Genomic DNA, 12,630 nt, shown 5'->3' with positions numbered 1-12,630 from the left:
ATGCGCCACCTTCACCACCTTCTTCCCGTTCTCGCGGGACTTGCCGCCGCGTTGGGTCAGGCCCCGTGGGAGTTGTGGTGGCTGGCGCTGCCGGCCTATGTCGTCGGGATCTATTCCATCACGGTGGCGCGCTGGCCCTTCCTGGCCGGTCTGCTGTTCGGCATGGCCCATTTCGCGCTGGCCCTGAACTGGATCATAGAACCTTTCCTGGTGGACGTGGCCCTGACCGGATGGCTCGCGCCTTTCGCCCTGCTTGGCTTCTCATTGGGTTTCGGGCTGTTCTGGGCGGTTGCAGGCTGGCTGGGGATGCGCCTGTCGGGCGGGCCTATCGGGGTCGGCGTGGCGCTGGCGGGGGCCGAGCTTTTGCGGTCCTATATGCTGACCGGGTTCCCCTGGGGCCTGCCGGGGCACATCCTGATCGGATCGCCTGCCCTTACGGCATCGGCCTATGTCGGTGCGCACGGGTTGGGTCTGATGGTGCTTCTGGGGGCTGCCCTGATCGCGGCGCGGACCCCGGTGCGGATGGCATCGGGGGTCGCGATATGGCTGCTGCCATTCGGTCTGGCACTGACCCTGCCGGATGCACCCGCCGTGCCCGACGATGCGCCGGTCATCCGGCTGGTGCAGCCGAATGCGCCGCAAAGTCAGAAATGGGACCCGGATTTCATTTACGTATTCTTCCAGCGGGGGCTTGCCGAAACCGCGGCCGCTCCGCTTGGCCGAGCGCCGGATGCCGTCGTCTGGCCCGAAACATCTCTGCCACAGCTTTTGCGATACTCCGACGATCTGCGGCCTGTCATCGCCACGGCGGCGGGTGGCAAACCGGTCGTCATCGGAGCGCAGCGATACGGCGAGGACGGCAGGCCGCGGAATTCGGTCGTGATGCTGACGGGTGAGGGGGGCGACGTCGCCCAGGTACAGGACAAGTTCCGACTGGTTCCGTTCGGAGAATACCTGCCCCTGAAGGGCTTTTTTGAAATGTTCGGATTAGGCCCCCTCGCGGCGCAGCTGGCGGGTGGCTTCGTGCCGGGCGACGGACCTGTTCTGATGGACCTGCCGGAAATCGGAACGGTGTTGCCCCTGATTTGTTACGAAACCATCTTTCCCCAGATATTGCGGCAGGTAGATCGCCCGAAGGCGATTCTGAACCTGACCAACGACGCCTGGTTCGGAGCCAATGCGGGGCCGCAGCAGCATCTGGCTCTGGCGCGGTTGCGATCAGCCGAATCCGGTCTGCCGCTGCTGCGCGCCGCGAATACCGGGGTATCGGCGGTCATCGACGCGCGGGGCAACATTCTCGGGTCGCTGCCACTGGGAGAGGCCGGGCACCTCGACGCAGCCTTGCCGCCCGCACTGCCCCCGACGCTTTATATCATGACTGGAGACTGGGCGGCTCTCATGGTGTTGCTGCTCCTGACTGCATTTCTGCTGTGGCACAGGGTTCGAAATCCGGTTGCCCTCGTTCGCAATCCCACCTAGCGAAGACACCAACCGTCCCAACGGCTTCCTGACGGGGCGCGGTTCATAATCGGAGCACTTCATGAGCAGTCGCAAGAATTATTCCTTCACCTCGGAATCCGTGTCCGAAGGTCACCCTGACAAGGTCTGTGACCGGATTTCGGACGCCGTCCTCGACGCTTTTCTGGCCGAGGAACCGGAGGCCCGCGTCGCCTGCGAAACCTTCGCGACGACAAACCGCGTGGTGATCGGTGGCGAGGTGGGGCTGTCCGACAAGGCGGCGCTGGACGACTACTTGGGTCGTATTGAGCAGATCGCCCGCGATTGCATCCGCGATATAGGTTACGAACAGGACAAGTTTCATCACGCCACGGTCGAGGTGACGAATCTTCTGCACGGCCAGTCGGCGCATATTGCCAAGGGTGTGGACGCGACCAACCAGAAGGAAGAGGGCGCGGGCGATCAGGGGATCATGTTCGGCTATGCCTGTTCCGAGACACCCGATTTGATGCCCGCGCCCATCCACTACGCCCATGCGATGCTGCGCCGTCTTGCCGAAGTGCGAAAGGACGGGACCGAACCAACGCTGCTGCCGGACGCCAAGTCGCAGCTGACGTTGCGTTATGAAGACGGCGTGCCGGTGGCGGTCGACTCCATCGTCCTGTCGACACAGCACGCGCATGAGACGCAAACGCAGGCCGACATTCGCGCCATCGTTGAGCCGTATATCCGCGAAGTTCTGCCCGACGGATGGATTCACGACGATACGGTCTGGCACGTGAACCCGACCGGCATCTTCGTGATCGGCGGGCCGGACGGCGACGCGGGCCTTACCGGGCGCAAGATCATCGTCGATACCTATGGGGGCGCGGCCCCGCATGGCGGCGGTGCATTCTCGGGTAAGGATCCGACCAAGGTGGATCGTTCCGCCGCTTATGCCGCGCGGTATCTGGCGAAGAACGTGGTCGCCGCCGGACTGGCGACACGCTGCACACTTCAACTGTCGTATGCGATCGGTGTGGCGAAGCCGCTGTCGATCTATGTCGATACGCATGGCACCGGGCAGGTCGAAGAGCCTGCGATCGAACACGCGCTGGATCGGGTGATGGATCTGACGCCGCGCGGCATCCGCATACATCTGGGCCTGAACAAGCCGATTTATCAGCGCACGGCTGCCTATGGTCACTTTGGTCGCGCGCCCGAGGCGGACGGTGGTTTTTCGTGGGAGCGGACGGATCTGGCCGAAAAGATCGCCACCGAAGTCTGAGCGGATGGTCTAACCGGCGGTCCAGCGGTGCAGGATGTCGGGGCCCAGCGTTCGAACCTCCGACAGGCGCATACGCGGCGCATCGGACAGGACGCTGAGCCCCATTGCCCCAAGTGCGGGCGTGCCCTCGGCCCCCAAGGCCAGTCCGGCGGTATAGCAATCCAGCCGGTCGACCAGGTTTCCGGACAGCAAGGCCGCGGCCAAAGTGCCGCCGCCCTCGCAATATAGCCGCGTCAGTCCGCGCCGGGCCAGTTCAGACAGCGCGGCTGTCAGGTCGACATGCCCGCCCGGCCCGGCGGGGCAGGCAATCAGGCTGACACCCCTGGCTGCGAAGGCGGCACGGCGATCTTCTGGCGCTTTGCTGCCGTGCACCATCCAGACGGGGGCTGTGCCACGGGTCATTGCACTGTCGACAGGCAGGTCCAGACGCCGGGACAGGACAATGCGGACGGGCTGCGGCACCTCGCCCATTCCGCGCACCGTCAGTTGCGGATCGTCGTTGCGTGCGGTTCCGGCACCGACCATCACGGCATCGTGGCAAGCCCGCTGCGCATGGACATGAGCCCGTGCTTCCGGTCCGGTGATCCACTGACTGTCGCCGCTTGCCGTCGCGATACGACCATCGATACTGGTGGCGAGTTTCAACGTAACAAACGGGCGACCCTGCGCGAGGCGTGTCAGAAACCCTTGCTGCAGCGACCTTGCCTCGCTGTCCAGAACGCCTTCAATCACTTCTATCCCGGCGTCCCTCAGCATCGCGATCCCGCCCCCATCGACGCGGGGGTCCGGGTCGCGAGCGGCGATAACGACCCGCGCGATACCCGCATCGATCAGGGCCTGCGCGCATGGCGGGGTCGCGCCATGGTGCGCGCAAGGCTCCAGCGTGACATAGGCCGTCGCCCCGCGCGCCGCCCCACCGGCCTGAGCCAAGGCGCGTGTTTCGGCATGAGGCCTGCCCCCGTCGGCGGTCCGCGCGCGGCCCAGGATCACGCCATGCCGTTCGATCACACAGCCGACGGCCGGGTTTGGCCAGACCCGGCCCAGACCGCGCCGTGCCAGACCCAGGGCGTGGGCCATGAAGCGGGGGTCGATCACGGGTCGGCGGGGGGGCGCAGTTCGTGAACGAAGTCTTCGAAGTCGTCCGCGGCCTGGAAGTTCTTGTAGACGCTGGCAAAACGAACGTAGGCGACGGTGTCTATCCGGGCGAGGCTTTCCATCACGATCTCGCCGATCGTGGTTGACTTGATGTCGGTATCGCCCATCGATTCCAACCGCCGCACGATGCCGGAAATCATCTGATCGATCCGTTCAGGATCGACGGGCCGCTTCTGCATCGAGATGCGGATCGAGCGCTCCAGCTTGGCACGGTCGAATTCCTCGCGTTTGCCGCTGGATTTAATAACCACCAAATCGCGTAGTTGCACCCGTTCATAGGTCGTGAACCGGCCCCCGCAGGACGGACAGAACCGACGTCTGCGGATGGCGACGTGATCTTCGGCCGGTCGGGAATCCTTCACCTGGGTGTCGACATTTCCGCAGAAGGGGCAACGCATGATAGATCTCCGGGTCTTCGGTCCAGCGACATCTGGCGCAAGGGACCAATCCTAGGTGCGCGGGTAGTGTGCCGTTCTAATGGTGGTGTGGCAAGTGCGATGCGGCATCTTCCAATGTGCCTCCGCATCTAGCCGGACCCCGTGCGGGCAGCGGACGTCCGCGCAAACTCGGGTTGCGGCATGTTTCCTTGACCTGACGACAGCCGAGCCCGCAACCTGTTCCGACACAGTTGAAAGGGATCAGAACATGAGTATCGCCCGCGTAACAGAAATTTCCGCTACCTCGAAGAAGAGCTTCGATGACGCCGTGGCCCTAGGTGTCGAACGCGCCAACGACACATTGCGCAATGTCCAGAGCGCCTGGGTCAAGGAGCAGTATGTCCGCGTCGAGGACGGAAAGGTGGACCACTATCAGGTCAACATGATGGTGACGTTCATCCTCGAAGACGGGAAGAAGTAGTCCGGAAGGTACTAGATACCGCGTTGCCATGCGGCAGCGGGAGCGCTCCTCCCGCTGTTGTGTGAGCCGTGAAAGACCCAGGGAATTCTATCGGGCCTCGGAAAGGTCTGTCGAATACCGGAGACGCGCAAAATCACTGGCGTATACCCGTGCCACGATTGCAGCGCTTTCAGCCGTGTAATACTCGGCCATCCGATCCGAGACATTGGTCGTGACGGGCCCACCGGTCAACGTCCGCGATACGACTATGGCACCAGAGACCTGGCCGCTCAGGTAATAGGATGACCTGAGCGGCACGCGGCTCATATTTCACTTACTGATCGAGGAACGAACGCAGTTTGCGCGACCGCGACGGATGCTTCAGTTTGCGCAGCGCCTTCGCCTCGATCTGACGGATGCGTTCGCGGGTCACCGAGAACTGCTGGCCGACCTCTTCCAGGGTGTGATCGGTATTCATACCAATGCCGAACCGCATCCGCAGGACGCGTTCCTCGCGCGGGGTCAGCGATGCCAAGACACGCGTCGTCGTCTCTTTCAGGTTTTCCTGAATGGCACTGTCCAGCGGCAGAACGGCGTTCTTGTCCTCGATGAAATCTCCAAGCTGGCTGTCCTCCTCGTCGCCGATCGGCGTTTCGAGCGAGATCGGCTCCTTGGCGATCTTCATCACCTTGCGAACCTTTTCCAGCGGCATCTGCAGCTTGGCGGCCAGTTCTTCGGGTGTCGGTTCGCGACCGATCTCGTGCAGCATCTGGCGGCCGGTGCGGACCAGCTTGTTGATCGTCTCGATCATGTGGACCGGGATACGGATCGTGCGGGCCTGATCGGCGATGCTGCGCGTGATCGCCTGACGAATCCACCACGTCGCATAAGTCGAGAACTTGTACCCGCGACGATACTCGAACTTGTCGACGGCCTTCATCAGACCGATGTTGCCTTCCTGAATGAGATCGAGGAATTGCAGGCCGCGATTGGTGTATTTCTTGGCAATGGAAATCACGAGACGCAGGTTGGCTTCGACCATTTCCTTCTTGGCCTGACGGGCTTCCTTCTCGCCCTTCTGGACCTGGTTCACGATGCGGCGGAACTCGTTGATGTCGACGCCGACGTATTGACCAACCTGTGCCATGTCGCCGCGCAATTCATCGACCTTGTCGCGCGACCGCTCGAACAGGGCCTGCCAGCCGCGCCCGGTCTTCTCGGTCATGCGATCGACCCAGCCCGGGTCCAGTTCATGGCCGCGATATTCCTCGATGAATTCGCGACGGTTGATGCGCGCCTGATCCGCCAGCTTCACCATGCCCGAGTCGATGGACATGATCCGACGATTGATCCCGTAGAGCTGGTCGATCAGGGCTTCGATCCGGTTGTTGTGCAAATGCAGCGCATTGACCAGTTCGACGATCTCGGAGCGCAGCTTTTGATACTCGTCCTCGGCCTTGTTCGAGAACGTATCGTCCTCGTTCAGCGTGGCGCTGATCCGGAGGTCCTGCATCTCGGCCAGCTTGATGTAGTCGTTTGCGATCACGTCGAGCGTTTCCAGGACACGCGGCTTCAAAGCCGCCTCCATCGCGGCCAGCGACATATTCGCGCCTTCGTCTTCGTCGTCTTCGTCATCCGCGTCCGTAATCGGATTGCCGTCGGCATCGAGTTCAGGCTTGGCGCCTGCGTCCGGAGCTGCCCCAGATACGGGAGCGGTGCCAACCACAGCAGTCTCGCTCTCCTCCTCCATCTGGTCGCCAAATGTGGTTTCCAGATCGATCACGTCGCGCAGCAGAATATCCTCGGACAGCAATTCGTCCCGCCAGATCGTGATCGCTTGAAAGGTCAGCGGGCTTTCACACAAACCCAGGATCATAGTATTGCGACCGGCCTCGATCCGCTTGGCGATGGCGATTTCGCCTTCGCGCGACAGCAATTCGACAGACCCCATTTCGCGCAGGTACATCCGCACGGGATCATCGGTCCGGTCCAGCTTTTCGGCACCGCCCTCGGTCGTGGCAACGTCGCCACCCTTTTTCGACGCATCGACTACGGCAGTGGACCCGCCAGACTGATCGTCATCCTCGTCCTCGTCCTCGGTTTCCTCGGCCTCGACGATGTTGATGCCCATCTCGGACAGCATCGACATCACATCCTCGATCTGCTCGGACGATACCTGTTCGGGCGGCAGAACCTGGTTGAGTTGATCGTAGGTGATGTAGCCCCGCGTGCGGGCCTCGGCGATCATCTTTTTGACAGCCGCCTGGCTCATATCGAGCGAGTGATCGCCATCCGGATCCTGTTGCTTTTCGTCGTCCGTATCTTTGGCCATCGCCGCGCTCCGATCAGAGGAGTGATTCTTCATGGTTCGTCTGGCGAATCACTAGCGCGAATCGCACGGAGCCGCACCCCGAATCACTTTTTCTTAGCTTTTTCCCAAACCTTCGTGTCCAGAAGGTCCTGCAAGTAGGTGGACAGGCCGACTTCATCCGCCCCGTCCAAGTCATCACTCCGTGCCATCCGCTGGCTGTTGTCACGAAGGCGCCCGGCCTGCGCCAGCCGCCAGGTCATTGCCTCATCGGCTCCGTCCTCGAAATCCTCGATCGCCTCCCGGCGTTCCCGGTCGGCCCCCCGCCGCGCATCAAGTCGCGCCAGCGCATCCCGAATGCACATCCGCGCCCCGTCCACATCGGTACGGGTCAGAGGCGAGATGCGGACATGGCGCTGCGCCAGAAGTATTTCAAGGGCTTCGTGGCCAAGACGTTCGTCAATGGTGATCCGTGCCGCCTCCGCGCCGATTTGCGGCTCCAGTGCAATCAATACCTGAGCCAGCCAAAGATGCTCGTCCCGCGTCCAATGGCCCGCCTCGAGCAGATCGGAAAACTCCCCGATCAGCGACGGATGCAGGGCCAATCCGGCAAGGATGACCTGTTCCAGCAATGTGTCGGGGCTGGTCTTGCCCACCGCCAGATCCGAGGTGCGCGCCGTTGTCGTGGCCTGCGCAGGTGGCTGCCAGCGTTTGCCGGGCGTGAAGGGGCGGTTTTGCGCATGGGATTTAGTCGAGACGAATTCGCGGTTGCCCCGCAGCCCGCCACCGTCGCCGCGGGGCACGACGGGTCCGAACAATTCGGCGCGCAGGCGGGCGATTTCCTCGCCGTAATGTCGTCGCAGGCTGGGGTCCTTGATCCGGCGCACGACGGCCCGAAGGTCGCGGTCCAGCATCGCACGACGCTCGGGGCTGTCGAAGGACTTGCCGACCACTTCGCGGTGCCATAGCAGCGACAGCATGGGCCGGGCCTCGTCCAGCACGGCCTGCATCGCCTTCGGCCCGCCGTCGCGGATCAGATCGTCCGGGTCCTTGCCCTCGGGCAGGATGGCAAAGCGCAGGGATTGACCCGCTTCGATCAGAGGCAGCGAAAGATCCACCACACGCAGCCCCGCACGCTGTCCGGCCACGTCGCCGTCCAGCGCGATCAGCGGTTCGGGCGTGACGCGCCACAGCATCTGCAGCTGACGTTCGGTGACGGCGGTGCCCAACGGTGCGACGGATGCCTCGAACCCGGCTTGCGACAGGGCGATGACGTCCATGTAACCCTCGGCCACGACAAGGGATTGACCCTTGCCCGCCGCAGTGCGCGCGGGTCCGAGATTATAGAGATTGGCCCCCTTGTCGAACAGCACGGTTTCGGGCGAGTTCAGGTATTTCGCCTTGGCATTCGGGTTCATTGCCCGACCGCCGAACCCGATGCAGCGTCCTCTTGGGTCGCGGATCGGAAAGATGATCCGGTGGATGAAACGGTCGCGGGCCGCGTTGCCATCTTCGGCAGGAACGGCCAGGCCGGCCCCTTCTATAAGGTCGAATGGAATGCCCTTGTCGGTCAGCGCATTCATCAGCAGGTCGGAGGCATCGGGCGCGAACCCGATCTCGAAGCGGTCGAGGGTGGTGCGGTTCAGGCCCCGGCGTTCCAGATAGGCGCGTGCATCCGTGGCGGCCTGCGTCTCAAGCTGCAGGCGAAACCATTTCACGGCCTCTTCGGTAACCTCGGCCAGACGGGTGCGAAGATCGGCCTTCTGGGCGGCCTTCGGGTCTTTCGCGGGCATCGGCATCCCGGCCTCGCCTGCAAGAATTTCGACAGCTTCCATGAAGCCGACGTTCTCGGTCTCCTGCACGAAGCCGAAGACGTTGCCTTTCGCCTGACAACCGAAGCAGTAGTAGAATCCCTTCTGGTCGTCGACGTGGAAGCTGGCGGATTTTTCCTGATGAAACGGGCAGGGGGCCCACCAGTCGCCCTTGGCCTGGTTCGTCTTCTTCATGTCCCACGTCACCTTGCGCCCGACGACATGAGACAGGCTCAGCCGGTTGCGAAGATCGTCGAGGAAGCTGTCGGGCAGGCGCATTGCCGCAATATCGGCCTGCGACCTGCCAGAGTCGAGAGGGCGCAGCACGATCATGGACCTGTGGGCGACCGTCGGCGGCGATTGTCGCCCGAGCGTGTGCGAACACGAAACCCACCGGTACGCCAGACGCCGCCCGATCCCGAATGGAGGGCGGCGTTTCGCCATTCGAGACACTGCACGCGTGGCGCAGACCTCAGCCTGCGGTACAGTTTCCAAGACCGATGAGCGGGACACCGTCGATCAGCACAACTTCCGTGCCGCAGTCGAGGTTGTTGTTGTTGACGCTGGTGTTGCCTTCCTGGTTCTCGCCGGGCGCAAAGGCCAGACGGGCCGAGTACCTCTGGCTGATTGGTACGAAGTTCGGGATGATCCGATCTTCTAGGCCGACGGAAAAGAACGGAGAATCATAAGTATAGGCTTCGACGAGAGTGAGGCGCTCGTTCTTGTCGAGGCGCGGAATCTTGTCGAGGAAGCTTTGCAGGCGGGTTGTCGTCAAGGCGGGCTGCCCATCGGTCGCATAGGACCAGACGACTTCCAGCCCATCGTCGGTGCGCCGCACCTCCGTGAAGCGCATATAGCTGGCATCTTCCGAGAAGGTCAGCGTTTCGTAGACGCTTTCCAGACCATCCAGATCCTGCGGGCTCAGCAGGCTAAGCCGACGCGACAGCATATCCGCAACAGCATAGCTGGCCTTGAACATCTGCGATTCACGGCGGTAACCGTCGAAATACTGGTAGCCGGCAACATAGAGTGCGGCGATGACCGGAAGGATGATCGCGGCTTCGATCGAAAGCGAGGCGCGGTCTTCGAGTGCAAAGTGGCGCGTGGCGGTCCGGAGGCGCGAAAGAATGGTCTTCATCTGCGTCATCCTCAATTCGATTCGACGACAAAAGCGTTCGACGTCACCATGCGGAACGATCCGTCTTCGTCATTCACCAGATGCGATCCCAAGGTGCGGTTCCCTGCCATCACAGAAAGCGGCAATGTCGGAAGCACAGAATAACAGGCCCGCAGCAGGATCATCCGACCGGTCCGGTTGGCGGCAAAGCGCGACGGCGGCACGATCGAAGTCAGTTGGTTCACGCAAGGAGCATCTGTATCGGGCGTCGAATAGGTAATCTGGTCGATTTCGGTCATTTCGATCACCAGGTTCTCGCTGCAGTCGGGCAGAATTTTCGCCCGGTTGCAGACTTTGGCGCGAACCTGTCCCTGGGTGACCGTACTGCCGGTGTCCAGTCGGATGTCGCGCACGACGATATCCACCGCGCGCTCCAGCATGACCTGACGTGTCAGCATGATCGACGCCTCGAAGGATGAGATGAAGACCATCAGGAATGCGGGCAGAAGAAGGACGAATTCGACCGAGGCGGCACCCCGTTCCGCATCGCATTGGCCGGGGCAGGCCGCATTGTCGAAGCGTCCGACGACTGCACGGGACAGGGTACCCCAGGCGCGGGCCAATTGCCCGACAAGGGGGAGGGCGCGCCGTGTCATTGATCCAACCGCAGGCGCGAGACAGAGGCCAGCACGTCATCGAAGGCGGATTCGATATCGAGGTTCTCGACCTCGAAATAGCGGGCCCGGAAGTTATCGCCCATCGAGACGTCACCGTCGCCGGCGCAATCGCGCATCGCGGCCTTGCCGTCGGATGGCGCCTGGAAGGCGATGGTATAGATGACCACACCCTGATCCCTGATCTGCTTGCAGATATTCGACAGGTTGGTGTCGGCCTCTCTCTGCCCATGGGTCGTTTCCCATGAATAGAAGTAATCGACGCGGGTGTTGAAGGTCATGCCGCTCATGATGTCGTTTGCAATATAGCTCATGGTCAGCGATCCGAAGACTTCGGCCCAGTCCAGACGCCGCGCGGCGGTGCCACCATAAACCGATGTTCTGTAGCGGTTCTGATGGTCGATCCAATATTCGTTTTCCGCGGGGTCGTAGACCGAGAAGCGCACGGCGTAGGTGTTGTCCTGATCGTCATCGTAATAGGCTTGGCAAAGGGCTTCGTTTAGATCTCCGACCGTGCCGCAGCCGCTGCCGTTCAAACCGAACAGGTTCAGGCTGATTGTCTGACCCAGCACGCTGAGATTGAATGGAGTGTTGTCCGCCGGGTCGGGGCGACCGGCATCGACCCAGCCTTCGCACAGGGCCACATCCTCGGGCCAGATGCCGTCGGATCGGCTGCCGTTACTGTAGACCGTCGCATTGGCACGGTAATTCTCGCAGACAACGGACAGCGGCTCGCGATAGACATAGATGCCCGAAGCGCCGGTTTTGCGGGAGGGTTTCAGATCCCACTGCTGAGTGTTGACGCCATCGGTCATCACCACCAGCACCTTATGCGTGCCATCGGTATTATAGTCGACCGGACGTCCGACGAAGTTGGCGTTCACCCGCTCTGCGTCGGAGACGTCCGGGTCAATGCTCAGGGTAGCAAGTTCATCGCGCGACGAAGGGTCGAGAAGCAGGCTGCCCCATTTCACACCCAGATCCATTGCGGTCCAGCTGCCGGCTTGCAGGGCCGAAATACGGTTCTGAAGCTCGGTCACGTTGTTGGACCAAGGCAGGATCGCACCATATTCATCCGTGCGGCAGTTCGGGTTTTCGACCAGACCGGGCGAGTTCCCCGAGCGGTAGCTCGTCCGGAAGTCGAAATGGCCCATCCGCTGCAACGGAAAGCCATTGGGCTGATCCAGGCGACGATATTCCGCATCCGAAAAAACGACGCAGTTCGAGAACGGATGCTCTTCGGTCAGGTCGAAGACACCACCGACCAGCGACCCGGCATTCACCCGGTCATTGTAGGGCACGAGGGAAATTGACGTCAGATCGGTGCGACCGCGCAGAAGTTCGGCCACGAAGTCCGACGCGGCGGTGCGCAGGGTTTCGATCTTGGCGCCCCCCATCGAACCGGAGATATCCACGACCAGTGACAGTTCCAGTTCGGTCCGCCGCTCGAGGGCAACCGATCGCACCGGCTGACGAAGGGTTTCCACGCCCAGAAGGTCCATGAAGAGGCTATTCACGTCCGCCGAGCCGGTGACCTCCACCGTGCGGGCATCGGATTGGACTGTGGACGTCACCTCGACGCTTTCTTCGTCAATGCCTGCCGCCCGGATGTAGTCTTTCACGATGGCTTCCGCATCACGGTTCTGGTCAAGGCCAGCCGAAGCGAGCGCTGCGCGGTCGACCGCATATTGCAGCTCGGTCCGTTTCAACTCCGAGCGCATGATGTCGAGGGCGATCCCGCCGCCGACCATCATCAACATGAAAACCATCAATCCGAAGATCGTCAAACTGCCGTCCTCGCGCTTTCCGAAGGCGAGGGCAGCCTTGGCAGCGGCTGGTCGGGGCGGGTTTTCATAATCGCGGATCACGGCAGATACCACTCAAATTAATACGGTTAACGAGATGCGACAAAACTGAGTCGCGCCGCTTTTTATTGACCCCGATCAGGGTGTCTGCCGGGCGTGAATGAGGAAAAAGCAAGGCATTGTTCATAGGATTTATAT

The 12,630-nt window shown here is 61.9% G+C and carries 10 protein-coding genes and 1 riboswitch; of the genes, 3 read left to right on the top strand and 7 right to left on the bottom strand.

Annotated elements, in window-relative coordinates; translation table 11 throughout:
* Together lnt and metK are read left to right on the top strand one after the other, a co-directional pair.
* Complete coding sequence (gene lnt / locus AC13C2_RS02200) at window positions 1-1,479, top strand: apolipoprotein N-acyltransferase (protein ID WP_482885802.1); 1,479 nt, start codon at window positions 1-3, stop codon at window positions 1,477-1,479.
* A gap of 9 nt (window positions 1,480-1,488) precedes the next feature.
* Window positions 1,489-1,536, top strand: a riboswitch (SAM-SAH riboswitch).
* 4 nt (window positions 1,537-1,540) lie between these two features.
* Window positions 1,541-2,725, top strand: coding sequence for a methionine adenosyltransferase (gene metK / locus AC13C2_RS02195; RefSeq protein ID WP_482885801.1), 1,185 nt, complete (start codon window positions 1,541-1,543; stop codon window positions 2,723-2,725).
* Between the two features lie 9 nt (window positions 2,726-2,734).
* Here the strand turns inward: metK and ribD are convergent, their stop codons facing one another.
* Together ribD and nrdR are read right to left on the bottom strand one after the other, a co-directional pair.
* A complete protein-coding gene (gene ribD / locus AC13C2_RS02190; RefSeq protein ID WP_482885800.1) occupies window positions 2,735-3,802 on the bottom strand; it encodes a bifunctional diaminohydroxyphosphoribosylaminopyrimidine deaminase/5-amino-6-(5-phosphoribosylamino)uracil reductase RibD in 1,068 nt (355 codons plus the stop codon).
* A 14-nt stretch (window positions 3,803-3,816) separates the two neighbouring features.
* Window positions 3,817-4,278 carry a transcriptional regulator NrdR gene (nrdR, locus tag AC13C2_RS02185; protein WP_092760805.1) on the bottom strand — a complete coding sequence of 154 codons (462 nt, stop codon included), beginning with the start codon at window positions 4,276-4,278 and terminating at the stop codon, window positions 3,817-3,819.
* A 247-nt stretch (window positions 4,279-4,525) separates the two neighbouring features.
* On the opposite strand from nrdR, the gene AC13C2_RS02180 reads away from it, so the two are divergent.
* Window positions 4,526-4,738, top strand: coding sequence for a dodecin family protein (locus AC13C2_RS02180; RefSeq protein ID WP_092760807.1), 213 nt, complete (start codon window positions 4,526-4,528; stop codon window positions 4,736-4,738).
* A 313-nt stretch (window positions 4,739-5,051) separates the two neighbouring features.
* Here the strand turns inward: AC13C2_RS02180 and rpoD are convergent, their stop codons facing one another.
* The 5 genes from rpoD to AC13C2_RS02155 form a co-directional block, all read right to left on the bottom strand.
* Window positions 5,052-7,049 carry an RNA polymerase sigma factor RpoD gene (gene rpoD / locus AC13C2_RS02175; protein WP_482885799.1) on the bottom strand — a complete coding sequence of 666 codons (1,998 nt, stop codon included), beginning with the start codon at window positions 7,047-7,049 and terminating at the stop codon, window positions 5,052-5,054.
* A gap of 83 nt (window positions 7,050-7,132) precedes the next feature.
* Window positions 7,133-9,115 carry a DNA primase gene (gene dnaG / locus AC13C2_RS02170; protein WP_092761289.1) on the bottom strand — a complete coding sequence of 661 codons (1,983 nt, stop codon included), beginning with the start codon at window positions 9,113-9,115 and terminating at the stop codon, window positions 7,133-7,135.
* A gap of 193 nt (window positions 9,116-9,308) precedes the next feature.
* Window positions 9,309-9,974, bottom strand: a complete 666-nt coding sequence (locus AC13C2_RS02165) for a TadE/TadG family type IV pilus assembly protein (protein WP_482885798.1) — start codon at window positions 9,972-9,974, stop codon at window positions 9,309-9,311.
* Window positions 9,975-9,985: 11 nt separating this feature from the next.
* Complete coding sequence (locus AC13C2_RS02160) at window positions 9,986-10,609, bottom strand: TadE/TadG family type IV pilus assembly protein (RefSeq protein WP_092760813.1); 624 nt, start codon at window positions 10,607-10,609, stop codon at window positions 9,986-9,988.
* Window positions 10,606-12,495: a pilus assembly protein TadG-related protein gene (locus AC13C2_RS02155; protein ID WP_482885797.1), complete on the bottom strand. Its 1,890-nt coding sequence runs from the start codon at window positions 12,493-12,495 to the stop codon at window positions 10,606-10,608. The genes AC13C2_RS02160 and AC13C2_RS02155 overlap by 4 nt, the downstream gene beginning before the upstream one ends.
* Window positions 12,496-12,630: the final 135 nt, after the last annotated feature.

This window comes from Jannaschia sp. L-14R, from assembly GCF_056857695.1.
This window is presented reverse-complemented; position numbering and strand designations above follow the sequence as displayed.

Coding starts and splice junctions, on each gene's coding strand:
- lnt (WP_482885802.1), top strand. CDS start 1: ATGCGCCACCTTCACCACCTTCTTCCCGTTCTCGCGGGACTTGCCGCC.
- metK (WP_482885801.1), top strand. CDS start 1,541: ATGAGCAGTCGCAAGAATTATTCCTTCACCTCGGAATCCGTGTCCGAA.
- ribD (WP_482885800.1), bottom strand. CDS start 3,802: ATGGCCCACGCCCTGGGTCTGGCACGGCGCGGTCTGGGCCGGGTCTGG.
- nrdR (WP_092760805.1), bottom strand. CDS start 4,278: ATGCGTTGCCCCTTCTGCGGAAATGTCGACACCCAGGTGAAGGATTCC.
- AC13C2_RS02180 (WP_092760807.1), top strand. CDS start 4,526: ATGAGTATCGCCCGCGTAACAGAAATTTCCGCTACCTCGAAGAAGAGC.
- rpoD (WP_482885799.1), bottom strand. CDS start 7,049: ATGGCCAAAGATACGGACGACGAAAAGCAACAGGATCCGGATGGCGAT.
- dnaG (WP_092761289.1), bottom strand. CDS start 9,115: ATGCGCCTGCCCGACAGCTTCCTCGACGATCTTCGCAACCGGCTGAGC.
- AC13C2_RS02165 (WP_482885798.1), bottom strand. CDS start 9,974: ATGAAGACCATTCTTTCGCGCCTCCGGACCGCCACGCGCCACTTTGCA.
- AC13C2_RS02160 (WP_092760813.1), bottom strand. CDS start 10,609: ATGACACGGCGCGCCCTCCCCCTTGTCGGGCAATTGGCCCGCGCCTGG.